General features: G+C 64.1%; 24 protein-coding genes and 4 pseudogenes. 17 read left to right on the top strand and 11 right to left on the bottom strand.

What is annotated here, in order from left to right; translation table 11 throughout:
• Window positions 1-73: 73 nt before the first annotated feature.
• Window positions 74-616, bottom strand: coding sequence for a DUF7344 domain-containing protein (locus J7656_RS02220; protein ID WP_026046251.1), 543 nt, complete (start codon window positions 614-616; stop codon window positions 74-76).
• Between the two features lie 740 nt (window positions 617-1,356).
• Between J7656_RS02220 and J7656_RS02215 the strand changes: the two genes are divergently transcribed.
• The 3 genes from J7656_RS02215 to J7656_RS02205 all read left to right on the top strand — a co-directional run bounded on the left by J7656_RS02215 (window position 1,357) and on the right by J7656_RS02205 (window position 5,686).
• Window positions 1,357-4,389 (top strand): S8 family serine peptidase, encoded by a 3,033-nt coding sequence (locus tag J7656_RS02215; protein ID WP_249191488.1) that lies wholly within the window; start codon window positions 1,357-1,359, stop codon window positions 4,387-4,389.
• Window positions 4,390-4,483: 94 nt separating this feature from the next.
• Window positions 4,484-5,233, top strand: a complete 750-nt coding sequence (locus J7656_RS02210; RefSeq protein ID WP_211553943.1) for a cohesin domain-containing protein — start codon at window positions 4,484-4,486, stop codon at window positions 5,231-5,233.
• Between the two features lie 297 nt (window positions 5,234-5,530).
• Entirely contained in the window at window positions 5,531-5,686 is a 156-nt protein-coding gene (locus J7656_RS02205) for a hypothetical protein (protein WP_017343675.1), read from the top strand.
• 45 nt (window positions 5,687-5,731) lie between these two features.
• On the opposite strand, the gene J7656_RS02200 is transcribed toward J7656_RS02205, so the two are convergent.
• Window positions 5,732-6,370: a bifunctional 4-hydroxy-2-oxoglutarate aldolase/2-dehydro-3-deoxy-phosphogluconate aldolase gene (locus J7656_RS02200; protein ID WP_017343674.1), complete on the bottom strand. Its 639-nt coding sequence runs from the start codon at window positions 6,368-6,370 to the stop codon at window positions 5,732-5,734.
• A gap of 386 nt (window positions 6,371-6,756) precedes the next feature.
• Here J7656_RS02200 and J7656_RS02195 point away from each other — a divergent pair, with 386 nt between their 5' ends.
• The 4 genes from J7656_RS02195 to kdgK1 all read left to right on the top strand — a co-directional run bounded on the left by J7656_RS02195 (window position 6,757) and on the right by kdgK1 (window position 11,191).
• On the top strand, window positions 6,757-7,806 hold the full coding sequence (locus J7656_RS02195; RefSeq protein WP_211554544.1) for an RNA-guided endonuclease InsQ/TnpB family protein: 1,050 nt from the start codon (window positions 6,757-6,759) through the stop codon (window positions 7,804-7,806).
• A gap of 254 nt (window positions 7,807-8,060) precedes the next feature.
• A complete protein-coding gene (dgoD, locus tag J7656_RS02190; protein ID WP_211553941.1) occupies window positions 8,061-9,212 on the top strand; it encodes a galactonate dehydratase in 1,152 nt (383 codons plus the stop codon).
• Between the two features lie 40 nt (window positions 9,213-9,252).
• Complete coding sequence (locus J7656_RS02185) at window positions 9,253-10,083, top strand: SDR family NAD(P)-dependent oxidoreductase (protein ID WP_211553939.1); 831 nt, start codon at window positions 9,253-9,255, stop codon at window positions 10,081-10,083.
• Between the two features lie 151 nt (window positions 10,084-10,234).
• Window positions 10,235-11,191 carry a bifunctional 2-dehydro-3-deoxygluconokinase/2-dehydro-3-deoxygalactonokinase gene (gene kdgK1 / locus J7656_RS02180; protein WP_211553937.1) on the top strand — a complete coding sequence of 319 codons (957 nt, stop codon included), beginning with the start codon at window positions 10,235-10,237 and terminating at the stop codon, window positions 11,189-11,191.
• Window positions 11,192-11,259: 68 nt separating this feature from the next.
• On the opposite strand, the gene J7656_RS02175 is transcribed toward kdgK1, so the two are convergent.
• Window positions 11,260-12,264 carry a Gfo/Idh/MocA family protein gene (locus J7656_RS02175; RefSeq protein WP_211553936.1) on the bottom strand — a complete coding sequence of 335 codons (1,005 nt, stop codon included), beginning with the start codon at window positions 12,262-12,264 and terminating at the stop codon, window positions 11,260-11,262.
• Between the two features lie 85 nt (window positions 12,265-12,349).
• Window positions 12,350-12,982, bottom strand: coding sequence for an MBL fold metallo-hydrolase (locus J7656_RS02170; protein WP_211553935.1), 633 nt, complete (start codon window positions 12,980-12,982; stop codon window positions 12,350-12,352).
• 242 nt (window positions 12,983-13,224) lie between these two features.
• Here J7656_RS02170 and J7656_RS02165 point away from each other — a divergent pair, with 242 nt between their 5' ends.
• Window positions 13,225-13,602, top strand: coding sequence for a YccF domain-containing protein (locus tag J7656_RS02165; RefSeq protein WP_017343668.1), 378 nt, complete (start codon window positions 13,225-13,227; stop codon window positions 13,600-13,602).
• 33 nt (window positions 13,603-13,635) lie between these two features.
• Here J7656_RS02165 and J7656_RS02160 read toward each other — a convergent pair whose 3' ends face one another.
• Together J7656_RS02160 and J7656_RS15150 are read right to left on the bottom strand one after the other, a co-directional pair.
• A complete protein-coding gene (locus J7656_RS02160; RefSeq protein WP_249191505.1) occupies window positions 13,636-14,082 on the bottom strand; it encodes an FKBP-type peptidyl-prolyl cis-trans isomerase in 447 nt (148 codons plus the stop codon).
• Window positions 14,083-14,187: 105 nt separating this feature from the next.
• Window positions 14,188-14,277, bottom strand: a pseudogene (locus tag J7656_RS15150) (peptide methionine sulfoxide reductase); the annotation flags it as partial.
• A 1-nt stretch (window position 14,278) separates the two neighbouring features.
• On the opposite strand from J7656_RS15150, the pseudogene J7656_RS15230 reads away from it, so the two are divergent.
• The 6 genes and pseudogenes from J7656_RS15230 to J7656_RS02135 form a co-directional block, all read left to right on the top strand.
• Window positions 14,279-14,395 (top strand): annotated as a pseudogene (locus tag J7656_RS15230) (DUF8154 family protein); the annotation flags it as partial.
• Between the two features lie 319 nt (window positions 14,396-14,714).
• Window positions 14,715-15,203 (top strand): type II toxin-antitoxin system death-on-curing family toxin, encoded by a 489-nt coding sequence (locus tag J7656_RS02155; RefSeq protein WP_017343665.1) that lies wholly within the window; start codon window positions 14,715-14,717, stop codon window positions 15,201-15,203.
• Between the two features lie 25 nt (window positions 15,204-15,228).
• On the top strand, window positions 15,229-15,369 hold the full coding sequence (locus tag J7656_RS02150; RefSeq protein ID WP_017343664.1) for a hypothetical protein: 141 nt from the start codon (window positions 15,229-15,231) through the stop codon (window positions 15,367-15,369).
• A 156-nt stretch (window positions 15,370-15,525) separates the two neighbouring features.
• Window positions 15,526-16,535 (top strand): annotated as a pseudogene (locus J7656_RS02145) (tyrosine-type recombinase/integrase).
• 107 nt (window positions 16,536-16,642) lie between these two features.
• Window positions 16,643-17,335 carry a nucleotidyltransferase domain-containing protein gene (locus tag J7656_RS02140; protein WP_026046248.1) on the top strand — a complete coding sequence of 231 codons (693 nt, stop codon included), beginning with the start codon at window positions 16,643-16,645 and terminating at the stop codon, window positions 17,333-17,335.
• A complete protein-coding gene (locus J7656_RS02135; RefSeq protein ID WP_211553933.1) occupies window positions 17,328-17,858 on the top strand; it encodes a DUF8154 family protein in 531 nt (176 codons plus the stop codon). The genes J7656_RS02140 and J7656_RS02135 overlap by 8 nt, the downstream gene beginning before the upstream one ends.
• 181 nt (window positions 17,859-18,039) lie before the next feature.
• On the opposite strand, the pseudogene J7656_RS15225 reads toward J7656_RS02135, so the two are convergent.
• Window positions 18,040-18,273, bottom strand: a pseudogene (locus J7656_RS15225) (hypothetical protein); the annotation flags it as partial.
• A 37-nt stretch (window positions 18,274-18,310) separates the two neighbouring features.
• Here J7656_RS15225 and J7656_RS02130 point away from each other — a divergent pair.
• Complete coding sequence (locus J7656_RS02130; protein WP_211553932.1) at window positions 18,311-18,487, top strand: hypothetical protein; 177 nt, start codon at window positions 18,311-18,313, stop codon at window positions 18,485-18,487.
• An 18-nt stretch (window positions 18,488-18,505) separates the two neighbouring features.
• Here the strand turns inward: J7656_RS02130 and J7656_RS02125 are convergent, their stop codons facing one another.
• Window positions 18,506-19,282 (bottom strand): hypothetical protein, encoded by a 777-nt coding sequence (locus J7656_RS02125; RefSeq protein ID WP_211553930.1) that lies wholly within the window; start codon window positions 19,280-19,282, stop codon window positions 18,506-18,508.
• Between J7656_RS02125 and J7656_RS15145 the strand changes: the two genes are divergently transcribed.
• Entirely contained in the window at window positions 19,172-19,906 is a 735-nt protein-coding gene (locus tag J7656_RS15145) for a type IV pilin N-terminal domain-containing protein (protein WP_321169246.1), read from the top strand. The genes J7656_RS02125 and J7656_RS15145 overlap by 111 nt on opposite strands.
• A 39-nt stretch (window positions 19,907-19,945) precedes the next feature.
• Here J7656_RS15145 and J7656_RS02115 read toward each other — a convergent pair whose 3' ends face one another.
• Window positions 19,946-20,203 (bottom strand): DUF7386 family protein, encoded by a 258-nt coding sequence (locus J7656_RS02115; RefSeq protein ID WP_211553928.1) that lies wholly within the window; start codon window positions 20,201-20,203, stop codon window positions 19,946-19,948.
• 239 nt (window positions 20,204-20,442) lie between these two features.
• A complete protein-coding gene (locus J7656_RS02110; protein WP_006113927.1) occupies window positions 20,443-20,652 on the bottom strand; it encodes a DUF8053 family protein in 210 nt (69 codons plus the stop codon).
• 113 nt (window positions 20,653-20,765) lie between these two features.
• Here J7656_RS02110 and J7656_RS02105 point away from each other — a divergent pair, with 113 nt between their 5' ends.
• Window positions 20,766-21,476, top strand: coding sequence for a metallophosphoesterase family protein (locus J7656_RS02105; RefSeq protein WP_249191487.1), 711 nt, complete (start codon window positions 20,766-20,768; stop codon window positions 21,474-21,476).
• 58 nt (window positions 21,477-21,534) lie between these two features.
• Here the strand turns inward: J7656_RS02105 and J7656_RS02100 are convergent, their stop codons facing one another.
• A complete protein-coding gene (locus J7656_RS02100) occupies window positions 21,535-23,640 on the bottom strand; it encodes a DUF262 domain-containing protein (RefSeq protein WP_211553927.1) in 2,106 nt (701 codons plus the stop codon).

Genomic DNA, 23,640 nt, shown 5'->3' with positions numbered 1-23,640 from the left:
CTAGCGCGACGACTGCCGAGGCTAAGACAGCGGCTCGCCGTCGACGGTCTGACCGAGTCGACCGAGACGACGACTACCGGCCGGAACGATTCCAAGTGACCACTCCGGTCACGATGGAGGTTGCGAGGACCACGAACGCGGTCGGGGAACCGGCGACAGTCGCCGTCGCGGCGACGCTGACGGCCACCGCTAGGACACCGGTGACGGCGGCCGCGTCTGAAGACATCCACTTCCTCTCGTCACCCGCCGAGCCGTCGACGTCAGCGTCGTCTCCGCCGAGTCCGAGACGGTTCGCGCGGTCGGTGAGTTCTAGGCGGCTGGTCCGCTTGTCGAACTCGACGAGACCGGCGTCGGCCATCTTGGGCGCGTGGTGCTGATAGATAGTCGACTGTACCGACTTTCGGTCGTCGTAGCTGACTGCGTCGGGGTCGTCGACATCTATCTCCCACGCGGCGATAGTAGATGCGAGATCGGGTATCGTCGCCGAGTTGTTGGACTCGGCTCCGAGGAGTTGAAGCATCTGCCGTCGACGGTAGTTGCTGAGGACGTCGTAGATGAGATTGAGGTCGTCCGGGTTTCTCGTGCCCTCATCGAGCCGTTCGCAGAGTACGGTCACGCCGCCGCAGGGCGTGGCCGTCTCTTCGTCGCCATCGTCCGTACGTACTTGTGTAGTGTTCACACCGCTCCCTCCGTATCTCCAAATATATGTATAACAACTAAAACTTTTCAATTGACAGTATCTATATATTTTCTGCTATTCATCGGCTCATTCTCCATTCTTACAAGTTGAAAATAACATTCATGGATGACTTCGTACACTGGTGTACGTATTCTTTCACTTGCGCGATCTGCGGCAGTTGACTGCGCTCTCGCAACGGAAAAATTCACACCAAATACTCGGAACGAAGTGAGCTGCTGCGCGTTCCATAGACATCCGTTGTGGTATCCTTTTACCGCCATATTCCACAGATTATGGGGCTACATAGGAACGAAACCCCCCAAATGCGGTCATTAAGGTGATCATATTCTGTCTACTAACTATGCCCCGATGGGCTGTGGCCTCGAGGTGCGTGGTACCGCCGCGCGCACCGAATGTCACGTAACGTAATATTCGCCACGGTATTCGCGGTGATACTCCTGCTCGCGCCTGTTGGAGGCGCGGCCGGGGTAGCACCGGGGAGCGGGGGAACAGACGCGGCAACTGATACGGCATCGTTCGGCGACGGCATCCAGAACCCCGGAGCTCCAGTAGAGTTCGGGACACAGGGTGACGTCGACCCGGCCCTCCAGGAGGCTGACGGTACCGTCGAAGTGATTTTCCGCTTCGACGAGATCGACCGCGCGTCCCTCCAGGGCGTGACGGGACAAGCAGCCATCCGGTCGATGAAACAGCACTCGGCGGCCACCCAGCAGAACTTCCTCCGGTACGCGGGTAGTACGGAGGGAATCGAGACCGTCGAGCGGTTCTGGATCGCGAACGCGGTGCTCGCCGAGGTCGATACGGACGAGGTGAACATCGAGCGCGTCACCGAGATCAAAGGCGTCGACCGCGCACACGCGAACTTCGAGCTGACGGTTCCGGAGAACCTCCAGCAGGAGCGCGCGAGCGCCGACGATGTCCGGTCCGCGAGCTACAACACCACTTACGGCCTCGATCAGATCAACGCGACCGAGGTCTGGGACGAGTACGACACTCAGGGTGAGGGCGTCGGCGTCGCCGTGCTCGACACGGGCGTCGATCCCGATCATCCGGACATCAACATCGACCCCGATAACTTCGTCGAGGCGACCGAGGACGGCGTCGAGAACGTGGACCCGTACGACAGCAGCGACCACGGAACCCACGTTTCCGGGACCGTCGTCGGCGGCAACGCCAGCGGCGAGTACATCGGCGTCGCGCCCGATGCGGAGCTCTACCACGGTCTTGTCATCCCGGGCGGGAGCGGGAGCTTCGCGCAGGTCGCCAGCGGGATGGAGTGGGCCGCCAACGAGTCCGGCGTCGACGTCGTCTCGATGAGCCTGGGTGCGGAAGGCTACTTCACCGAGATGATCGAGCCGACGCAGAACATCGAGGCGGCTGGTAAAGTGCTGGTCGCGTCCGCGGGCAACAGCTACGAGGGTAGCTCCGGGAGCCCGGGGAACGTCTACGAGAGCATCGCCGCGGGCGCCAGCAACGAGGACGGCGGCATCGCCTCGTTCTCCAGCGGTGAGGAAGTCGACACCGAGGCTGACTGGGGCGACGCCGCCCCGAGCGACTGGCCGGACACCTACATCGTGCCCGACTACGCCGCGCCCGGCGTCGCGGTGAAAAGCGCCCAGCCCGGCGGCGGCTACCAAGAGCTCTCCGGCACGTCGATGGCCGCCCCGCACATCAGCGGCGCGTACGCCCTGATGCTCTCCGCGGCCGGCGACATCGACAAGTCCACCGCTACGGAGGCGCTCACGGAGACGGCCTGGGCGCCGACGGAGGATCCCGACCCGACCCGGTACGGTGACGGGATTATCGACATCAAGGAGGCGACCGACATGGTCGCGCTCGAACAGGAGATTACCGGCACGGTGACGGACGAAGACGGTTCGGCCATCGGGGGCGCGTCCGTCTCCACCGACCAAGGCTTCGAAGCGACCACGAACGAGGACGGTGAGTACACGGTGCTCGCCGAGACCGGCAATGTCACCGTTACCGCCGACGCGTTCGGCGCGGAGAGTTCGAGCCAGACGGTCGAAGTCGGTGATAACGAGACCGTCACCGCGAACTTCAGCCTCGGTCCCGCACTCGGCGTCTCGCTCGAGTCCGGCCAGGCGAGCGCCGTCGAAGGCGGCCAGAACGTCTCCGCGACGGTACAGGTCGCGAACCTCGAGACGTACACCGCGGAACTCGGCGACGGCTTCAGTGCCGAGAACGCCACGGTGTACCTGAACGGGAACGAGATCGCGCTCGGTGAACCGGTCGACCTCGGCGACTACAGCGGCATGGCGACCGTGACCGTCGAGACGGCCGACGGCTCCAGCGGCGACCTCTCGGTGGTTCACACCTTCGAGGGCGCCGGTGACAGTCTCGAAGTCACCACGGGCCCGACCGAGGTCTTCGCCGAGTTCACGCAGGTCGGCGTCGTCGATGACGACGGCGAGTACGGCTCTGACGTCGCGAGCCGCGCCGCCAGCCAGCTCCCGGCGAGCTACGAGCTGACAGTCATCGACGCCGACACCGCCATCGACTCGACCGGCGAGTACGATGCGTTCGTCGTCCAGCAAATCGACGAAGAGAACGCCGAGGCGTTCGCGGACGCGACCGCCAGCGTCGGGGTTGGCACGGTCTACCTCGACCAGTGGGGTAGCGACTCCAACGGTATCGAGGCGCGCTCGAGCGCCATCGGTGCGCCCGCCGAAGTCGACGACGACCTCGGCGACGAGTCGTCGTACACGAACATCGCGACCGACCACCCGGTCTTCGACGGCATCGACAGCGACACTGTCCAGATCCACACGGGCATCGACGTGTCGTACTTCAACGGTGCCGAAGGGACCGTGCTCGCCGACGCCCAGTTCGACGGCGACACCGTCCCCGGTAGCGGCGCCGCAGTCAGCGAGGAGCGGTGGGACGTCCTCGGTGCCGGCCTCGGTAGCACGCTATTCGTCAACGGTGACGAGTTTACCGAAGAGGCGAACACCATCCTCGCGAACATGGTCGAGGTCGCGGCGAACCCGCCGGAGCCCGCCGGCACGGTCGAAGTGACCGAGACGACGGTCTCGCCCGGTAGCAACGCCGAAGTGACGCTCCAGACGGACGTCAGCAACGTCTCCGGCTACGAGGCGACGATCGAGTTCGATCCAGAGAAGCTCCAAGTCGAGGACGTCTCCGGCGAGGACATGGCTGACCCCGTGATGGAGGTTGACAACGAGAACGGCGTGCTGTTCCTCACGCAGGCGCAGGCGGAGGGCGCCGACGCGCCCGAGATGGCCTCCATCGAGTTCGAGGTCGTCGACATGGATAACGGCGAGGAGGCCGAAGTCAGCCTCGTCGGCTCCGAGTCCGCGGTCTTCGGCCCCGACGGTGACTCCTACCTCACCAACTGGGACAACGGCCACGTCACGGTCCTCGACGGCCAGCTCGGCGACGTGAACGCCGATGGCGAGATCACCGCCGGTGACGCGGTCATCGTCCAGCGCTACATCGCCGGCCTGCCGACCGAGGTTCCGGACGACCAGATCGAGATGCTCGGTGACGTCAACCAGGACGGACAGATCACGTCCGCTGACGTGACCTACATCCTGCAGATCGTCGCCGGCATCGAGGAACCGCCGGAGATGAACGCCGCGGACACCCAGTCCTCGGTCACCGCTCCGAGCGTCGAATCGACCGCCACGCCGAGCGCACCCGCGCTCTGACCGGTCGAACCACCCGTCAACCACAGCCGCCACAATTTTTCGTACCGCAGAACGCGCGAAATGATTAACACGGATCCTTACACACAGATAACGTATGTTCGATGACACCAGACACGCCGCCGCGCTCGCACTCGTGCTCGCGCTGGCGTTGGCCCCCGTCGCCGCGCCCGTAGCGGCCGCCGCCACCGCCGACGGGACCCCCGTGGTGACCGACAAGGCCGGTACGACCGCGAGCGACAATGCCCTCCTCTCCCAGCAGTACGCACAGCAGTCCGACGCCCCGCAGCTCCGGCTCGGATCGACGACAGTCAACCCGAACGACACCGCCGTGGTTCGGGTGTCGACCGACGCCAGCAACGTCGCCGGCTATCAGACCAACGTGACCTTCGACTCGTCCGTCGTCCAAGTCGAGGGCGTCGTTGGGAGCGACGACTTCGACGACCCCGTTGTGAACGTGAACAACGACGAGGGGTGGGTCGTCTTCACGCAGTCCGGTACCGAGGGCGTCGACGAACCGGTACTGGCTCGGCTCCGAGTCACCGCCGTCGGCGACGACGGCGACTCGACGGATCTGTCCTTCGTGGGCGAGGACACGGCCGTCAACGATGCCGACCGCGCCAGCGTCGACGTGGCGCTTGTCGGCGGGCAAGTCGACGTCGCGGCCGGCGACGTCGTCGCCAACAACGACGGCCAACAGGGCGCGAGCGACGGCAGCGAAACCACCGGCAACGGCGGCAACAGTGGCGGACTGCTCGGCGACGTGAATCTCGTCGTGGTCGCCGGCGGCGCCGCGGCGCTCGGGAGCGCCGTCGCCGGCGGCGTCTTCCTCGGAAAGCGCCTCTGAACCCGACCGGTCGGGAACGCCGACCACAGCGCGCCGGGTTTCTTTCTTCGCGTCGATCTGTCACGGTCCGACAGAAGACGGACTGCGCCCCCAGCCCGTGACGGTCCTCGAACGCGACCGCGAACCGCGGGTCGCGGGCCGGCGATCAGAGTTCGGTATCGACGAACTGTGAGGGGAGATACCGAGATGAGCCGAACACGCGGACGACAAACGTCTGTTCGGTCGCTTCTGTCACGAATTATCACAGATCTGGTCGCGAACAGAAGACATATATCCATCATAGCGCACTCGCTGGCCATGAACTGCGAAAAGTGCGGCGTCGACGCTCCGCTCGCGCACCGGGACGTTGACGGCTTCGCGTACTACCTGTGTGAGGCCTGTATCAGCGGGTGGGACGCGGTTCGCTCCCCCTCCGCCGACGCCGCCGACGAGACTCGGTCGCCCGCGCGGTAGCGGGCCTCGGGTTCGGCGGCGACGCCGGATCGGAGCGGTGAGCGGTCACTCCCGAGCCGCAGCGACGGCTTCGATGACCGCGCGCGCGTTTTCCCGGATCACGTCGAAGTCGCCGTCGGCGACCGCCTCGCCGTCGACGATCGAACTCCCGACGCCGACCGCGACCGCGCCCGCCCGGACGTACTCGCCCGCGTTGTCGGCGCCGACGCCGCCGGTCGGCACGAGCGGGACCTGCGGGAGCGGGCCGCCGATCGCCGCGACGTGGTCCGGGCCGCCGGTCTTCGCGGGGAACACCTTCACCGCGTCGGCGCCCGCCTCGTAGGCCTCGATTGCCTCGGTCGGCGTGTACGCGCCGACGACGACCGGCGTCCCGTACCGGTTCGCCGTCCGGATCACGTCCCGGTTCACCGTCGGCGTCACGAGGAACTCGGCGCCCGCGAGCTGCGCCGCGCGAGCGGTCTCCGCGTCGAGGACGGTGCCGGCGCCAACGACGGCGTCGTCGGTGCGTTCGGCTATCGCCTCGATAGAGGCCATCGCGTTCGGCGTGTCCGCCGTCACCTCCAGCGCCGTCACGCCGGCGTCGACGACCGCGTCCGCGACCGCCACGGCGTCGTCTCGCCCCACGCCGCGGAGGATCGCGATCACGCCGCCGTCCGTGATCCGGTCGAGTCGGTCGGTTCGCATGCGTGGTCCTGCTCGTCGCGGGGGCTTAAATCGAGGTGTGTCGCGGCCGTGTGGGGACGCCCGCGGCGCGGTCGCACACACCCGCTATTTAAGAGACGGACGGGCAAGTACGACCGTGGCGACGGACCGGTCCGGATCGAACGCGGGCGGTGACGGACGGCGACAGACGGCGCGCGATCCGTGGCGACAGACGGCGCGCGACCCGCGGCGACCGAGGGGCGCGAGTCCCGCGACCGGCGGACCGGTTTGGAGTTACGGAAGTACAAGGAGAAAGCCCTGCCCTTCAGGGTGGGGATGAATCCGACACTCGGTGACAAAACCCACCGACCATAGCGCGCCCGATATTCCAACAAATACATATGGTGGGTTTCCTAATTACAAATGTAATAGTCACGGTGGCTGTCACTGCGAAGTTCCACAACCCATCCCTCTCGCGGCGAAAAGAGTGGCAACGCGCCTCTCGTCTCTACCGTGATACCAAACAGTTCTGTATTGACGGATGGGAGAACGGTGACTTCGACAAATCCGTGACCACCGCCAGTATCGACAACGACCTCTACTCGGCCATCCAGAATCAAGCCATTCGAGAGGCGAAATCGGACCACAACAAGGACGGGGAGGTTCGCTACCGAGAGAGCCAACCGTTCGCCATCAACAACCAGAACTGGGAGATCGACACGACCGAGAACGGCACAGTCGTTGTCGGCTTCCCGTGTGTCTCCCAATGGTGGTACACCCCGATAGAGGTGTACGCCGACATTGCCGACCCCGTAGACCGGCTGGTGGAGGGTGACGCCGACAAGACCCGACTACAGGTCTACCGTCGCGGCGACGACTGGTACTGTACGTTCAACGTCAACTACGACGCCGACACGTCGGGTGAGACGCCCATCGGTGTGGATATTGGCGAACGGCATATCCTCGCTGTGACAGCCTACGGCGAGGACGAGTCGATGCTCGTGTCTGGTGGTGAGGCGAAGTACATTCGACGCAAATATCGTTCCCTACGCGACTCGCTCTCGGAAGCGGGTGCGCTTCGCGCACGCAACCGCGTGGGTGACAAAGAACAGCGTCGAATCAAGGACTTGAACCACAAACTCTCCCGTCGTCTCATCACGTTCGCGGACCAGTTCGAGAACCCCGTCATTCGGATGGAGGACCTCGAAGGTATCCGCGAGAACAGTTCATGGTCGGGCGTTCACTCGTGGCATTACCACCAACTCCAACAGTTCATCACGTACAAAGCCGAACGCGCTGGCATACGCGTCGAGAAGGTTGACGCGTACCATACCAGCCAGCGATGTTCGGAGTGTGGTTCGATGGGAACCCGTGATGGCGACCACTTTTCGTGTTCGGAGTGCGGTCGAGGACGCCACGCCGACCTGAACGCTTCAGAGAATATCGCACAACGGGAGGGAGAACCATGCACGGCGTAACAGTTCGGCTGACGCGAATCGTGCTACCTCGCTGGTTGAATAGCCAGCCGTCTTCGACGCTCGCTGTATGCGGGGAGGAAGGCCCCATTGACAGGGCTGTACGCGCTGGAAAGCACACCGTTGGTCACAACTCGGTGGCGACCTTCGACGTTCCACGCGAAAGCGTCCTTGAGAACCGAGGAAACGCGCAACCTGAATATCCCCTTCGGGGAATCCTCGCCCTTTAGGGCGGAGAGGATGTCAACCAACTCACCATGTACATCACCGACTACGAGCTGTTCGAAGTGCCGCCCCGCTGGCTGTTCCTGAAACTCACGACGAGCGACGGGAGGGTCGGCTGGGGGGAGCCCGTCGTGGAGGGCCGCGCCAAGACGGTCGCCGCGGCGGTCGAGGAGCTGCTCGACAACTACCTGCTCGGCGAGGACCCGACGCGGATCGAAGACCACTGGCAGACGATGTACCGCGGCGGCTTCTACCGCGGCGGTCCGGTGCTGATGAGCGCCATCGCCGGCATCGACCAGACGCTGTGGGACCTCAAGGGGAAGCAGTTCGGCGCGCCCGTCCACGAGCTGCTCGGCGGTCGCGCGCGCGACCGGGTCCGCGTCTATCAGTGGATCGGCGGCGACCGCCCGGCGGACGTGGGCGAGGCCGCGCGCGAGAAGGTCGACGCCGGCTTCTCGGCGCTGAAGATGAACGCTACCGCGGAGTTGGAGTCGATCGACTCGCCGGCCGCGGTCGACGCCGCGGCCGAGCGGATCGCGGCCGTCCGGGAGGCGGTCGGCGACGAGGTCGACGTCGGCGTCGACTTCCACGGCCGGGTGGCCAAGCCGATGGCCCGCCGGCTCGCGGCGGCGCTCGAACCGTACGACCCAATGTTCATCGAGGAGCCGGTGCTCCCCGAGAACAACGACGCGCTCCCGGCGATCCGGGCGTCGACGACGATCCCGATCGCGACCGGCGAGCGGATGTACTCGCGGTGGGATTTCAAGGAGGTGTTAGAGGCGGACGCGGTGGACCTGATCCAGCCGGACGTCTCCCACGCCGGCGGGATCACCGAGCTGAAGAAGATCGCGTCGATGGCGGAGGCGTACGACGTGTCGGTCGCCCCGCACTGCCCGCTCGGGCCGATCGCGCTCGCCTCCTGCATTCAGGTCGACGCCTGTACGCCGAACGCGCTCATCCAGGAGCAGTCGCTCGACATCCACTACAACGAGACGAGCGACGTGCTAGACTACCTCGCCGACCCGTCGGTGTTCGAGTACCGCGACGGGTTCGTCGAGGTTCCCGACGGCGACGGGTTAGGGATCGAGATAGACGAGGAACACGTCCGCGAGCAGGCCGAGGAGGACGTCGACTGGCACAACCCCGTCTGGCGCCACGACGACGGCTCCGTCGCAGAGTGGTGATCCCGATGGCGACCGAATTTCGACGACTGGAGGGCGACCGATGACCCGCCGACGCGAGTCGCCGACCGAGGGCGCGGTCCCCGGGCGGTTCGCCGGTGAGACCGCGATCGTCACCGGGTCGACGCGGGGGATCGGCGCCGGGATCGCGGAGCGGCTCGCCGCCGAGGGGGCGAACGTCGTGGTCAGCGGGCGCTCCGAGGAGGCGGGGGAGGCCGTCGCCGAGCGGATCGCGGCGGGGGGTGCGGAAGGAGACGCGACGTTCGTCCGCGCCGACATGCGCGACCCGGACGACGTGGCCGCGCTGGCGGAGGCGGCGGCCGAGCGCTACGGCTCGGTCGACGTGCTCGTGAACAACGCGGGCGTCCAGACGGAGACGGCCGCCGACGACGCGACGCTCGACGACTGGGCGTTCGTCGTCGAGACGGACTTCCGGGCGTACTGGCTCGCCGCGCGGGCCGCCCTCGAACACATGGACCGCGGCGCGATCGTGAACGTCTCGTCGAACCACGCGTACGCGACGATGCCGGCGCACTTCCCGTACAACGCCGTGAAGGCGGGGATAAACGGGATGACGCGGTCGCTCGCGGTCGACTTCGGCCCCCGCGTCCGGGTGAACACGGTCGTCCCCGGCTGGGTGGAGATCGAACGGACCCGCGAGGAGCTCTCGGAGGGGCGGTTCGAGGAGGTCGAGTCGATCCACCCGACCGGGCGGATCGGGACGCCCGCCGACGTCGCCGGCGCCGTCTCCTTCCTCGCGAGCGAGGACGCCTCGTTCGTCACGGGGGCCGCGCTGCTCGTCGACGGCGGCCGCGGCGCGGTGATGCAAGATGACACGCTCCCGGACTACCGGGCGCGAGAAGACCGAGAGTAGGCGGGGACGGCGCGGTGAGGAGAGACGCGGCGCGAGTGAAGCGCGGGCGCCCCCGCCCGCGCAGGCCGACGGCGATCACCCCCTCTTATAATCGGCCGAGCGTAGCACCCACCATGAACCCGTTCGAGACCTGCGGTGCGGGGTGGCGCCGATGACCGACCTCGTCACGTTCGGCGAGACGATGCTCCGGCTGTCGCCGCCGCGCGGCGAGCGGCTGGAGACGACGCGCGACCTGACCGTCCAAGCCGGCGGCGCCGAGAGCAACGTCGCGGTCGGGGCCGCGCGGCTCGGCGCTGACGCCCGCTGGCTCTCGAAGCTCCCCGACTCGCCGCTGGGCCGGCGGATCGTGACCGAACTGCGGAGCCACGGCGTCCGCCCGGGGGTCGCGTGGGCCGACGCGGACGAGAGCCGCGTGGGGACCTACTACCTCGAACACGGCGGCGAGCCGCGGGGGACGAACGTGATCTACGACCGCGCCGACGCGGCGATCACGACCGTCGAACCCGACGAACTCCCGACGGAGGCGGTCGCCGAGGCGGAGTGGTTCCACACGACCGGGATCACGCCCGCCCTCTCGGAGGCGACCGCGGCGACGACGACCGCGCTGCTGCGGACCGCCGGCGAGGCGGGGACCACGCGCTCGTTCGACCTGAACTACCGGGCGAAGCTCTGGGACCCGGAGACCGCGCGGTCGGCCTACGAGGACCTGTTCGAGCACGTCGACACCCTGTTTGTCCCGCGGCGGGACGCCCGTGAGGTGCTCGACCGCGAGGGCGGCGCCGTCGAGATCGCGCACGGGCTCGCCACGGAGTTCGGCTTCGACACGGTGGTCGTCACCCGCGGGCTGGAGGGGGCGGTCGCGCTCCACGACGGCTCGGTGTACGAGCAGGACGTGTACGAGGCGGAGACGTTCGACGCGATCGGCACCGGCGACGCGTTCGTCGCCGGCTACGTCGCCGAGCGGCTGCGCGGCGGCGACCTCCCCGCGGCGCTCCGGTGGGGGTCGGCGACCGCGGCGCTGAAACGCACCACCGACGGCGACCTCGCGGTGACGAACCGGGCGGAGGTCCGCGACGTCATCGACGGCGAGGGCGGGATCGACCGGTGAGGCGGGCGGCGGCGCTCGGGACGTACTGACGGGACGGGAGTTCGGAGGCTGTTCTCCGGCGGCCGCGTTCAGAGTTCGACGGGGCCGCCCTCGGCGGCGCTTGCGGCGAGCGCGTCGATGGCCTCCATGTTCGCGACCGCTTCCTCGCCGTCGGTCAGGGGGGCGGTCCCGTCGGCGACGCACTCGGCGAAGCGGTCGATCTGAAGCCGGTACTGATCGACCGCGGGGAACGTCTCGACGCCGTGCCGGCCGTCGATCTCGTACTCCAGCTCGACGGGCTCGTCAGTCGGGGCGTCGAACGCGCGCTCGACTTCGACCCACCCGTTCGTCGCGTCGACGCGGTACCGCTGGACCAGTTGGGTGTCGAAGCCGGAGGCGACTCGCGCCGAGCGGCCGTCGTCGTACGCCAGCACCCCCGCGAGCTCCGTGTCGACGCCGGCGTCACGGGTGTCGCCGGCGTGGGCGTACGCGCGGTCCGGCTCCCCGAGAATCGTCCGAGCGAGCGAGACGGGGTAACAGCCCACGTCCATCAGCGACCCGCCCGCGAGGTCGGGGTCGAGCCGCACGTCGTTGGGGCGGTCATACAGCGGGAAGCGGAAGGTGGCCGTCACCGTGCGCACGTCGTCGAGCTCGTCGGCCGCGAGCGCGACGGCGCGCTCGGTGCGCGGGTGGTAGCGGTACATGAACGCCTCCATCAGCGTGACGCCCCGCTCGTCGCAGTAGTCGACCACGTCGCGCGCCTCGTCGGCGTCGGCGGCCAGCGGCTTCTCGCAGAGGACGTCCAGGTCGGCGTCCGCGGCGCGTTTCGTCCACTCGGCGTGGGCCCCGTTCGGGAGCGGGACGTACACCGCGTCGAGGGCGTCGTCCTCGAGGAGCGCCTCGTAGGAGCCGTAGCTCCGGGGGATCGAGTTCTCGGCGGCGAACCGCTCCGCGCGGGCCGCGTCCCGGGACGCCACCGCGCCGACGGCGTGATCGCTGGCGGCGATCGCCGGGATCACGGCTTTACGCGCGATCTCCGCGGTGCCGAGGACGCCGAATTCGAGGCTCGTCGAGCCGTTCGATGAAGCTGGCATGAGCGGGGGGACGCGCCCGCCGGGCAAGTCGGTTGGGGTCGCGGCTTCGACGGCGGCGATTACGGCGGCCGCCGTCGGTCTGTCCCTACCGGTCGGCCGCCAACTCCCGGATGCGGTCCGTCCCCGCGGCGACGCGGCCGCCGTGGAAGCAGAACGTCTCAGTCACGGCCCGGTCGGCGAGCGTCTCGACGCTCTCCCACGCGGTTTCGAGATCCTGCGTCACCTCGGGTCGGGGGCCGACGAGCTCGTCGTCGACGACGTTGAGCGCGTCGGCGCTGACGAGCAGCTCCGCGTCGGGGAAGTGCGCGGACACGTGCCCCGGACTGTGGCCGGGCGTCGCAATGACCTCCATCGGCCCCGCGGCGGTCGCGAAGGTTTCGCCCCCCGTCAGGCGGACGTCGACCGTCGTCGGGTCGATCGACAGCGGTCGCTCCTCGGTGGATTTGACGAGCTCCTTGTCACCTTCCAGGTACGGCACCTCCGTCTCGTGCGCGAACACGACGGCGTCGGTCCGGTCGACGACGGCCGCCAGACAGCCGGCGTGGTCCGGATCTTGATGGGTGACGAGGATTCCCCAAATGTCGGCGAGGCGCAACCCCTCGTCGTCGAGCGCGGCTTCGAGCACGTCCACCGTGTCGGGGAGCCCGACGTCGATCAGGAGGAGTCCCTGCGGCGTCTCGACGGCGGTCGCGTTGAACGTCGCGTCGCGGTCGTCCATCGATACCCGTAACGGGAGCCCGTGTACGCCCGCGTCAGTTCCATACGAGAGACAGGCCGGCGAGCGTCTTGAAACGGACGGGGTCGGGCGGGGCGCCTCGCAGTAGTCGCCTCGAACACGTTACCGGGGGAACCGACTCGAAGCGCCTGTCGCCGCGACGTCCGGCATCGCCCCTGCTCGAACGGTTCGCGGCGACGGCGGCCGACGACACGGATTTCCCCCCTGAGCGTCTATCCCGAGTAATGGCACAACGGTCCCTGCTCGTTCGGGCGCTGTGGTTCGTATTTATCGGCTGGTGGGCGACGCCGATCGTCGTCAACGTCGCGTGGCTGCTCAACGTCACGATCGTGCTGCTCCCCGTCGGGATCAAGCTGATCAACCTCGTCCCGACGGTGCTCACGCTCGCGGAGCCGCGGTCGCTTTCCGACCCTGACTCGGCCCGGGGGCAGCGGTCGCTCGTCGTCCGTGCGATCTACTTCGTCCTCGTCGGGTGGTGGCTGAGCCTGCTGTGGGCGAACGTGGCGTCCGCGCTCGCGATGACAGTCGTGGGGCTACCGGTCGCGATCTGGATGCTCAACCGGCTCCCGTACGTCACGTCGCTGTACCGGTTCCACGGGTAGTCCCGCCGGGCACGCGGGGCGGACGGTTCGAACTCAGTTGGTTTCGAGAATTTCGACGTCGAACGTCAGCGTCTCCCCGGCGAGCGGCGGGTTGAAGTCCGCCCGAACGGTGTCGTCGTCGACGTGGACGACTTCGCCTTGGCTGCCGTCTTGGGCCTCGAGGTACGCGCCCTCCTCGGGCAGTTGGCCGCCGAGCAGCTCCCGAAGTTCGTCGGTCTCGAACTCCTCGACGTTCTCGTCGCTGGGCTGTCCGTAGGCCTCCTCCGGCGGAATCGTCAGCGTGTCCGTCTCGCCGGCTTCCAATCCGATGAGTCCCTCCTCCATCCCCTCGATGACCTGTCCGGCCCCCACGTCGACCGTTAGCGGCGTGTACTCGCGGTCGGGCTGGGCCTCGGCGAGGCCCGCCTCCTCGGCGACCGATTGCTGAGATGTGTCGAAGACGGTGCCGTCGTCGAGTCGGCCGGTGTACTCGAGCGTCACGGAGTCGCCAGTAGTTATCGACATACGAGTACGAGACGCGCCACACGGAAAGCCTGTGGCATCTGTGGACATCGGCCGCGCCGTGAGAACCGACGGCCGACGGCATCAGCCGGACGCCGGGAGCTCCTCGACCACCGCGACGTCGTGTCCGGCGGCGTAGCCGTTCAGCTTGGCAGCGATGGGTGACTCCCGCAACGGCAAGCGGCCCACCGAGAAGCAAGCGGATAGTATGTACGCGCTCTCTCGTAGCGTTCACCAGCACGTCACGGACCAGATACGGGAAGGCGGCGTCTGTGTCTGCGACACTCGATAGTCGGGACGTGATGACTAAGTGATGGTGGAGATCGGCGGGAACTGGTTCGGCGAGTCGCGGCGGACGAGCGCGATGCGAACCGAGACGTCTACGACGCGCTCGAAGACGAGTATCCGACGCACGGTTTCACGAGCCCACCTGTCGCTATGCGTCGCGTAGAGCGATACGGCGCGACGGGCGCTACTTCGACTGTCGAACGGATCGACCTTTCAGGTGTGAGACGGTCGAAATCGCCGTCGTGAAAACGGTGGTTTCTGACATCACTCACCCGCCTCATCATAGCAACATCTACACTGATACAGTATCGAGATTGGAGCGAATGGCCGACTCGTTATGGTACCCGTCCGTCGAAGACATCGTCACCATCCACGACGATGTCGTCGCGGAGTACCCCGACACTCCCGCCGGTGTTCGGAACCGTGGTGACATCGAGTTCGCATTAGACTACATCGAAGAGGGGAGTTTCGGTTCCGCACCAGACACCATCCACGAGAAGGCGTATCACCTCTTCCGTCTCCTCGTCGCCAATCACCCCTTCGTCGATGCGAACAAACGAACTGCACTCAACGTGACGGTCGTCTTCTACTTCCTCAACGGGAATCGGTTCGAGTACGACAACGAAGTGAGGGCGATTCTGAAAGAGTTCGGAACCGACGAGGCAGCGGTCGATGAAGGAGACACCACCGAGTATCTCCGATCCCACACCAAAGAGATGGATCTGGCCGGTGAGATCGACGACTGGCGAGACGAACTCGTCACGTACGGGCTTGATCAGTTGACCGGCGATTCCTCAAACCCGAACGATTAACGGCGTTCGAAGCGTCCGTTCAGACATGGCCACCGAAGAAGGTACAGAACCGGTCTCTCCGCTTGACGACGTGATGGAGGACATCCGGCGGGAACTGATTCGGCGGGTTGCGGCGGACGACCGCGATTCGAACCGAGACATCTACGACGCGCTCGAAGACGAGTAGCCGGCATTGTTGCGATTTTTCGGGTTTGATCGGTCGTTATCCCTCAACTAGAGCGATACGGCGCGACAGGAGTAAGACGGCACTGCGGAAAAGTTGGTGATTCGCCGAACGGGTGTCGAAGGCCGCGCCTTCGTGTGGTTCGAGACCGATCGAACCATGGAAATCGAACCAATCGACCCCGAAACGGCATTCGAGCTGTACCTCGCAGAAAAAGAGACCTCGGTTTCGGACGCGACGCTCGTCTCCCACAGGTCGCGGTTGAAGTTCTTTATCGAGTGGTGTGGGAAGCGCGACATCGAGAATCTGAACGAGCTGACTGGCCGGAAGATACAGGAGTTCCGACTCTGGCGACGCAACACCGGCGACCTGACAAAGGCGACGGTAAAGACGATCATGGATACGGTCCGCGTCTTCGTCAAGTGGCTGGAATCCATCGACGGCGTGGAACAAGAACTTCATAAGAAGGTCCGGTCGCCGGATCTCAATCCGGGTGAGAATAGCCGCGACGTGATGCTCGAGGCTGACGACGCGGAGGCGATGCTCCAGCATCTCGAGCGGTACGAGTACGCGTCGATCCGACACGTGACCGCGACGCTACTGTGGCACACGATGCTTCGGATGGGGTCCGTGCGCGCACTCGACATCAGAGACTACGACCCCGAAAAGCGGTCGCTCACGCTTCGACATCGCCCTGAGACCGGGACACCGCTTAAGAACAAGCAACAGGGAGAGCGCATTATCGCGGTGTCGAACGAGGTCTGTCTCGTTCTCGACGACTGGATCCGTGAAAACCGACCTGACGTTACGGATGACCACGGACGAGAGCCGCTCTTAGCGACGAATCAAGGACGAGTAGCAACAACCACGGTCCGGACGTACTGCTACCAGATCACCCGTCCCTGTGGTACGGACAACCCTGCCCTCATGACCGTGATGAAAGCGAGTGTGAAGCCACCAACAAAGACCACTCGGCACAGTGTCCGTCAAGCGTGAGCCCGCATCCGTTCCGTCGCGGCGCCATCACGCACTACTTACAGAGTGACGTACCCGAGACGGTGGTCAGCGACCGGGCGAACGTAACGTCCGATGTCATCGACCAGCACTACGACCAGCGCTCGCAGAAAGAGAAGATGGAACAACGGAGGGGATACCTCGACGACATATAGAGTCACTCCCGGCCGCCGTCGCTCACCACTCCACAAAACTATCTAATATAAACCAATCCGCATTTCTTATATAAACTTTAAATAGAAAGAGAAATAGATCGTTTGCTATGAAAAGCAGCTCGAATATTGTGGCCGAAGACAGGCTACAGATACTTCTCGACATACCGACCCAAAGCGGGAATTTATTCGGTAGTACGGCCACAGACACGGTTCTCTCCTTTTTATCCCGCCACCACACTGAGGAGTTCTCGATTAGTGACCTCGTCGAGGCAGTGGACTATTCGCAGCCGAGCGTCTCCAAGGCGGTAACCGTACTCTCCGAAAACGATCTCGTCGTCGAACGACGCGAGGGCAACACGCGATGGGTTCGAATCAACCGCGAGCGGCTCCACGTTCCGGACGATCCCCATTTACAGATTCCGCAGGCCGAGTTCCAAGAGCCGGTGAGAGCAGCAGCAACCGAACTCCGCGGCGAACTCGACGGCGTGATCGGGGTCGTTCTGTACGGCAGTGTCGCGCGAGGCGAAGCGGACCGGCGGAGCGACATCGATCTCTGGGTGCTCGTCGAGGAAGATCGGATGGCGAACCAGCGAGCGGCGAATCAGGTCAAACAAGGGCTCGAAGACGAGGAGTTCGAGAACGGCCGGTACGAATACGAGATCGACATCGAGGCGCTTCAGGCGGTCCCGAAGTACATCGCCGAGATACGGGAGGTGCTCAGCGACGGGATCGTGATCCACGGGACGGAGAAGTTCCAGACGGTCCGAAATATGGTTTTCCACGGTGATCTCGATGAGTGAAGGGTCCGATCCGCGGGATATCCGGACGGCTCTCGATGCGGCTATCGACGCGTTCAACGAGGAGGGGTTCGGCGTCCCGAACCGCGAGGATGCGATCGCGACCGGCGACGATTGGAAGACACAGCTCACGAAGGCGTGTCGGCTGCTAGACGCAGTCGCACGAATCGACGGGCAAGGGCACTACACCGCCGTCATCGAACTTTGCTTCGGGGCAACCGAGCGGTCTATCGAGGCTTATGCCCTCGCAGTCGGTGGTGATGAACTGGACGACTTCCACGACCACACGCACTGTTACGACCGAGCTGCCGACCTCGGCCTGCTCTCCCGGACGGCGACACGGGAGCTTCGGGGACTGTACGACGACAACAGGACAGACAGCTACTACGGCGGCAAGCGGCCCACCGAGAAGCAAGCGGATAGTCTGTATGCGCTTTCTCGCAGCGTTCACCAGCACGTCACGGACCAGATACGGGAAGGCGGCGTCTGTGTCTGCGACGCCCGACAGCCGAGAGGTGACGACTAGGTGATGGAGGACATCCGGCGGGAACTGGTTCGGCGGGTCGCAGCGGATGATCGCGATGCTCACTGGGACGTCTACGACGCCCTCGAAGACGAGTAGCCGGCGCTGTTACGGTTTCACAGTTCTACGCTGTTGCTATCGGTCGGGTAGAACGATACGGCGCGACTGGATTTGGGTCCCGTAATTATCCCGCTGTAATCAGCTTGAATTTGTGTGACACTCGTTGTTGTATAATCCGCCAGCGGCGGTCTGCCTTCTCGCGCTCCGAAGCGCGGTCGTAGTGCTTGTCGAGAACGTCCTCGCTCGCGTTGAGCTGGTCCGAAACGACGCCCCGAGGGACGCCGTCGTTCCGATACTTGGTCACCCGCGCCTTGCGGGCGTCGTGGGGCGACCGAGCGGACGGACACCCGCTCACGTGGCGGAACGTCGCGAACTTACACGACTTTCCCCCAGCGGTGATTTCTCACAACGTCGACGGCGTCTCTCACCCGACGGTGAATCGACGGCTCCCGATCCTCGACGAGCATGGACTCGTCGAGAAGACCTCCGAGAAGCGAGGGTACAACCGGATCACCGAACGCGGGCGGGCCTACCTCCCTGGCGACCTCGACGCGGACGACCTCGAAGAGTAGTGAACTGAACCGACGGCGCTACTCGACACCGAGTTCGCGGGCGGCGGCCGCAGAGATGGTGAGCCCGGCGTCGGCCGTCGTAACACGCTCGTCGATCACGTCGTCGAGTACCTCGCGCAGTTCTTCGATGAACGAACTCGGTCGTTCGACCTGAACGCGAGTCGTCGATTTGTCGGCGTAGTTCAGTCCGCGGTGTCGAACGTATATCCGCGCGAACGACCGCCGGACCGATCGAGGGACATCCCACACAACCGCAGGGAGGTGATCGAGCGACGTTTTCGCGCCGGTCGGCGCGCCCATCGCAACGAGGCACCGACCGAGAACAGTCCCGGCACACGTGGGGACAATCTCGGTCGCCCGGTTCGGAGTGTCTGCGTTGCGGGTGCGCGTCTCCACGCCGACGCACTCGAAGGCGTTCCGGACCTCCGTGGGGCTCACTCGTTTCCCGGGCGTCACCGCAGGGCCGTAGCTCTCGGTCGCGATGCTCCCGCCCGCGAGGACGTGTGCGAGCAGCTCGACGAGCGCGGCGGCCGTCTCACTCTCGGGGTCCGGGTCGAGCCAGCCGTGATCAATCGCAGTTTGAATCCCACGGACGGAGTCCGGCATCCCTCCGTCGAGCCATCCTCGAACGCGACCCGACGGAAGATCGAGAGCCTTCCCGACTCGGATTCGGCCGTGGTTAGGATGTTCGGCCGCATACTCTCGAACCCGCCGATAGTCGAGTACCTTCTCCCAAGGATCCGGATACTCACGATCGCTATATGTGCGAGCGAGAGAGACTGCCGTGGGGACCATACACGTGATTTTGTGACAACAGGATTTGAACTCATGCCTCAAATTTTCACCCGTGATACCCACGCCATTAAGTACATATACCAGATCAGCGTCTTTCCGAGTAGCCAGCAATCCGAAGGACTTGGTCCGACATCAGTCTCGGGAACGAGTCCTCGGCCCCAGCTGGGTTCAATCATGAAACCAAGCAACCCGTCCAAAGGAGAAGACCGTGCTGTCAGCCCCGTTATCGGGGTCATACTCATGGTCGCGATTACCGTCATTCTGGCCGCCGTCATCGGGACGTTCGTCCTCGGACTCGGCGATCAGTTAGGAGACACCGCGCCACAGGCGAGTTTCAGTATAGATGATGTAACTGACAATGGTACTGGTGTAGATGTGGAGATTACTAAGACCGGTGGTCAGGACATCGACCCGAGAGAAGTTACAATCGTTGTTGATGGTGATAGGAGCGGTACAGTTGCGAGCAATTCCACTCTCACAGACACGTGGCAAAGCGGAACCACAGCAGTTGTAGAGGGCGTTGGGACCGCATCTGCCGATGATTCTATCACAATTAGACTTATTCACGACCCGAGCGGTAACGCAATCTACGAGGATACGGCCACGGTTAAAAGCTCAAGCTAATTCTTTAGCTGTACACTCTTTCAATTATCTGGCGTAAATCTACCGCCAGCGGCTTTCTATTCTTATCCTGTACCGCAACCCGATAACGTCCGTGTTGAACTGCTGAATTGTGCCCGGATCGAGTTCGTCACGAGCCTTGTGGATATTAGCCTCCGATTGTATCAGATGCGCGAGCGCGGCGTCGATCACCACGCTCATGGGCGGGTCGTCGTCGGGACCGCTCGCCACAATTTCGCTCGCCTTTTCGAGCTGCCGTTCGCGTTCATCGGTGAGTTTGAGGCTGGTTCGACGGCTCATTTATACCACATCGTATGTACGGGGGTCACGATCCCGTCGTTCTGGAGTGACTGAACTGATCCGTGCTGAAGTAGTACCCACGGATCGACCACGATCACCGCGGCCGCCACCCGCAACCCAACCGATTTCTATGTACCTCACGTGGCGAGCGCGCTGAGCGAAGTACATAGATCGCGGATCGTGAATACATCTACGTCGGACCCCACGGGGTCGCGTCGAGAACCCCTTTCCACGAGGTTTCACGCTCGCCCCACGAGTTCTAACAGCGTCGGAACTTCGCCGTCCTCGGGGAAGCGCACCAGGTACGCGCGCTCGCCGACGCGCTGAGTGTGCGCGTCGGCTTCCTTGATCGATCCGTCCTCGGCGACTAATCCGTCGAGTTCGAGGTGCTGTTTGTCGATCGTTACGGTTCCGCTGCCGTCGCGGTCGACGAGACTTTTGAATCCCATCGACCCTCGCGGGCACGGTGGTTCACTTAAATGTACCTCAAAGTGACACGGAACGGGCACAGACCGTACTGAATGCGGGAGTATATGCGGATCACCGTGGCCCGGCCGCTCGCATGGCGAAAATGGAATTCGACGCCGTCGACGCCGCCCTCGTAGTGGCGGGACTTGCCTCGGCGTTCATGCTCGTCGGTATCGCATCGTTCCAACTGTTCGACATCGACGCGGTCGTCCACGCAGGCGATGTGTTTGACCACGAGATAACCCGAGAAGACAGAGGCCACGTTCGCGAGGAGATCCGACGCACCCACGACGCGGGGGTTTCGGTGTACTACATCCACGGGAACCACGACAACAAAGCGGGTAACAGAACGTTACGTCAGGGTCCAGGAATCCATATCGGTGGTGAGACCGTGGTGTTTGGCGACGGTACCGTCCGACTTTCTGGACTTGATTACGGGGCGGGAGAGTTTTCGAGTCCGCCGCCGGAGAAGCCCGGCGACGATGGGGGCTCGGTATCGATCCTCGTCCTACACGACACGCCGTATCCGGCAGTCGGCGAGAATGGGTCGCCGATCCATCGAACTGATCCGAATCATCTAGATCTCAGGGAGTTCCTCGACTCGGCCGAGGGGTGGTTGGACCTAATCGTCTCGGGGCATCTACACGTCGGGAGTCGCGCTTCCATAGCGGGCTACGAGACACCCCTCATCGTCACTGGTCCGACTGCGGAAATTAGCACATCGACACAGGAGACCGCCCCCTCTACCTGGTTGGTGACGGTACTGAACGGTGAGGTTCAGGTCGAGCGGCAGCAGTTGGTATGATCCGACTCTATGAGTCTACTGTAGTATGTTTCCGACATTCCTCAAACGGGAGGCGAGATCACTTCAGATCCATTTCTGCTTCGAACTGCTCCCGTTGAGCAGAATCGAGCGTGAGAACCCATTCGAACTGATCTCCTACCCACGACGTGGACATGATCGAGTGGCGGAACTCCTTGGAGTGTTTCGACGTCAGTCCCGCGAGAATGCCTGAAAGACCGCTACTGCCACCAACCGTCTCACCGTACTCGTCTTCCATCCGTTCAATCAGGTCGTCGGTGAGCAAGGGCTCCTCGGCGGCGTACAGAACCCGAAACATCGCCTCCTGTTTGCTGGTGAGGCGGTCGAAGAAGTCGGACGGGAACCACCCGGTGAACTCAGCGGGGACATCCGTTGAATCCGGCTCGGGGGACGCGGGATCGATAGACCAGTGATCGAGCGCGAATTCGACGAGCGTGTCGGTCCGCTCATCGATGGCCGACTTCCCGAACGTGTCGAACGCGGCGAGTTCCCGCTGGACGCGCAAGGACGAGGAGGCGTACTCCTTCTCGCGTCCGCCGCTCGCGTGTTTCTTTTCGGCGAACGGCAGATTACCGTACGAACTGTTCCAGTACCGGCTGGCGAGCGTGAGGTTCCCGAGACGGTGGACGTGCTCATCGAACTCGTCGACGAGGCTCTCGGGGATCGCATCGGCGGGGAGCTTCCGAGCAAGGATGTGCTCGACTTGGAACTCGGTCGATAGAATATGCCCGGGACTTGTCAGGACCTCCTCGCCGGCCTCGGATTCGACCTGTTGCCCGTAGTGATAGAGCAGGTACTTCGTGTCTCGACTCGACGTGCTCTGGTAGAAGTCCGGATCGCGGAGTTGGCGCTCGAACCGGTCGTCGTCCGTGTATCGCTGTGTGATCGAGTCGAGTCGTTCGACGACTGTCTCGGGATCGATCGACGGTGTCGTGTGAACGTCGTGAGCGAGTCGAACGAGTCGTCCCCGGCCCGTGTCCGATCGCCGTGAGTCAATTGCGTACATCCGGAACACGAGCGTTTCACATGCGTCGACGACGGCAGCGAAGCCCTCGGGATCATCGTCGGCAAAGTTCAGATACGACGCCATCAGGACGGGGAGAACGTTCGCCAATCGTCCGAGCTCTAGGAGTCGTGTAAGGGAGAGTTCAACGGAATCCGGGACATCCGGCTGGAGTATCGCTGAGAACGCCGTCGCGGCCTCACGGAGGTCTTGGACGTACGCGTCAATTTCCGACTGGACGGCGTCGAGTTCGCCGGCGCGGAACCGCTCACGGAGTCGATCTTTCAGCGTCTCGAACCCGTTGAAATACTCATCAGAGTTATAGCCGTCATAGATGCCCCAGTGGAACCGAAGGAAGCTGTCTTCATCGAAGTCATTCACCCGATTATGACCGGTGTTGAAAACGAACAGGTCCCGGTAGATACTCCCGAAGCGTTGTTTGATCTTGGTTTCGAGAGCGCCCTGATTGCTGGAGCGGTCGTCCATATACATCAGGAAGCTCTTCGTTTTGTCGAGTGTCGACAGTGGTCGGCCGCGATCGTTGAGACTCTCGAAGATCGAGGCTGCCTCGGAGCCGTCATCGATCTCGACAACGTTGATCCGGCAGTCGTACCGGAGCGTCTCTGCGAGATCGGCTACGGCTTCAGGATCATCGAGCTCCTCAAACTGTTCTGTGAAGAAGTCCGCGGCAGCCTTGAGCCGCGTCTGCGACGGCGTTTCCGGGTCGATGGATGCGGAGCCGAGGAGTCCGTCACGGAAGTACTCGGAGTCCTGATCCTGTGGAAGTAATCGCGGTCGCTCCTTGACGGGGAAGAGGAGGTTATCCTCGTCGAGTGTCGCCGCGATCGTGTCGTCGAACTTCGACGCGACGTAGAGAAAGATAATCGCCGATGTTAGCCGCTGTTGGCCGTCCACGACGTCGTACTTGTCAAACCGACGGCGGCGGTCCGTCTCGAACTGGGTGTCCTGCTTGCGGAGGATGATGTTCCCGAAGAAGTGCGACTTCGCCTCTGGGAGGTATAGGAGGTCCTCAAACAGGTCCGTGAGCTGGGGCTCGGTCCACGAGTAGCTGCGCTGGTAGCTCGGAATATCGAACAACCCGTCCGTCAACAGGGAATCGAGATGGACCGTGCGGGTTTCCAT

The organism is Halorubrum ruber (assembly GCF_018228765.1).
GTDB lineage: Archaea > Halobacteriota > Halobacteria > Halobacteriales > Haloferacaceae > Halorubrum > Halorubrum ruber.
The sequence above is the reverse complement of the archived record's forward strand: the minus strand, read 5'-3'. Positions and strand labels throughout refer to the sequence as shown.

Coding starts and splice junctions, on each gene's coding strand:
- J7656_RS02210 (WP_211553943.1), top strand. CDS start 4,484: ATGTTCGATGACACCAGACACGCCGCCGCGCTCGCACTCGTGCTCGCG.
- J7656_RS02205 (WP_017343675.1), top strand. CDS start 5,531: ATGAACTGCGAAAAGTGCGGCGTCGACGCTCCGCTCGCGCACCGGGAC.
- J7656_RS02200 (WP_017343674.1), bottom strand. CDS start 6,370: ATGCGAACCGACCGACTCGACCGGATCACGGACGGCGGCGTGATCGCG.
- dgoD (WP_211553941.1), top strand. CDS start 8,061: ATGTACATCACCGACTACGAGCTGTTCGAAGTGCCGCCCCGCTGGCTG.
- J7656_RS02185 (WP_211553939.1), top strand. CDS start 9,253: ATGACCCGCCGACGCGAGTCGCCGACCGAGGGCGCGGTCCCCGGGCGG.
- kdgK1 (WP_211553937.1), top strand. CDS start 10,235: ATGACCGACCTCGTCACGTTCGGCGAGACGATGCTCCGGCTGTCGCCG.
- J7656_RS02175 (WP_211553936.1), bottom strand. CDS start 12,264: ATGCCAGCTTCATCGAACGGCTCGACGAGCCTCGAATTCGGCGTCCTC.
- J7656_RS02170 (WP_211553935.1), bottom strand. CDS start 12,982: ATGGACGACCGCGACGCGACGTTCAACGCGACCGCCGTCGAGACGCCG.
- J7656_RS02165 (WP_017343668.1), top strand. CDS start 13,225: ATGGCACAACGGTCCCTGCTCGTTCGGGCGCTGTGGTTCGTATTTATC.
- J7656_RS02155 (WP_017343665.1), top strand. CDS start 14,715: ATGGCCGACTCGTTATGGTACCCGTCCGTCGAAGACATCGTCACCATC.
- J7656_RS02150 (WP_017343664.1), top strand. CDS start 15,229: ATGGCCACCGAAGAAGGTACAGAACCGGTCTCTCCGCTTGACGACGTG.
- J7656_RS02140 (WP_026046248.1), top strand. CDS start 16,643: ATGAAAAGCAGCTCGAATATTGTGGCCGAAGACAGGCTACAGATACTT.
- J7656_RS02135 (WP_211553933.1), top strand. CDS start 17,328: ATGAGTGAAGGGTCCGATCCGCGGGATATCCGGACGGCTCTCGATGCG.
- J7656_RS15145 (WP_321169246.1), top strand. CDS start 19,172: ATGTTCGGCCGCATACTCTCGAACCCGCCGATAGTCGAGTACCTTCTC.
- J7656_RS02125 (WP_211553930.1), bottom strand. CDS start 19,282: ATGGTCCCCACGGCAGTCTCTCTCGCTCGCACATATAGCGATCGTGAG.
- J7656_RS02115 (WP_211553928.1), bottom strand. CDS start 20,203: ATGAGCCGTCGAACCAGCCTCAAACTCACCGATGAACGCGAACGGCAG.
- J7656_RS02110 (WP_006113927.1), bottom strand. CDS start 20,652: ATGGGATTCAAAAGTCTCGTCGACCGCGACGGCAGCGGAACCGTAACG.
- J7656_RS02105 (WP_249191487.1), top strand. CDS start 20,766: ATGGCGAAAATGGAATTCGACGCCGTCGACGCCGCCCTCGTAGTGGCG.
- J7656_RS02100 (WP_211553927.1), bottom strand. CDS start 23,640: ATGGAAACCCGCACGGTCCATCTCGATTCCCTGTTGACGGACGGGTTG.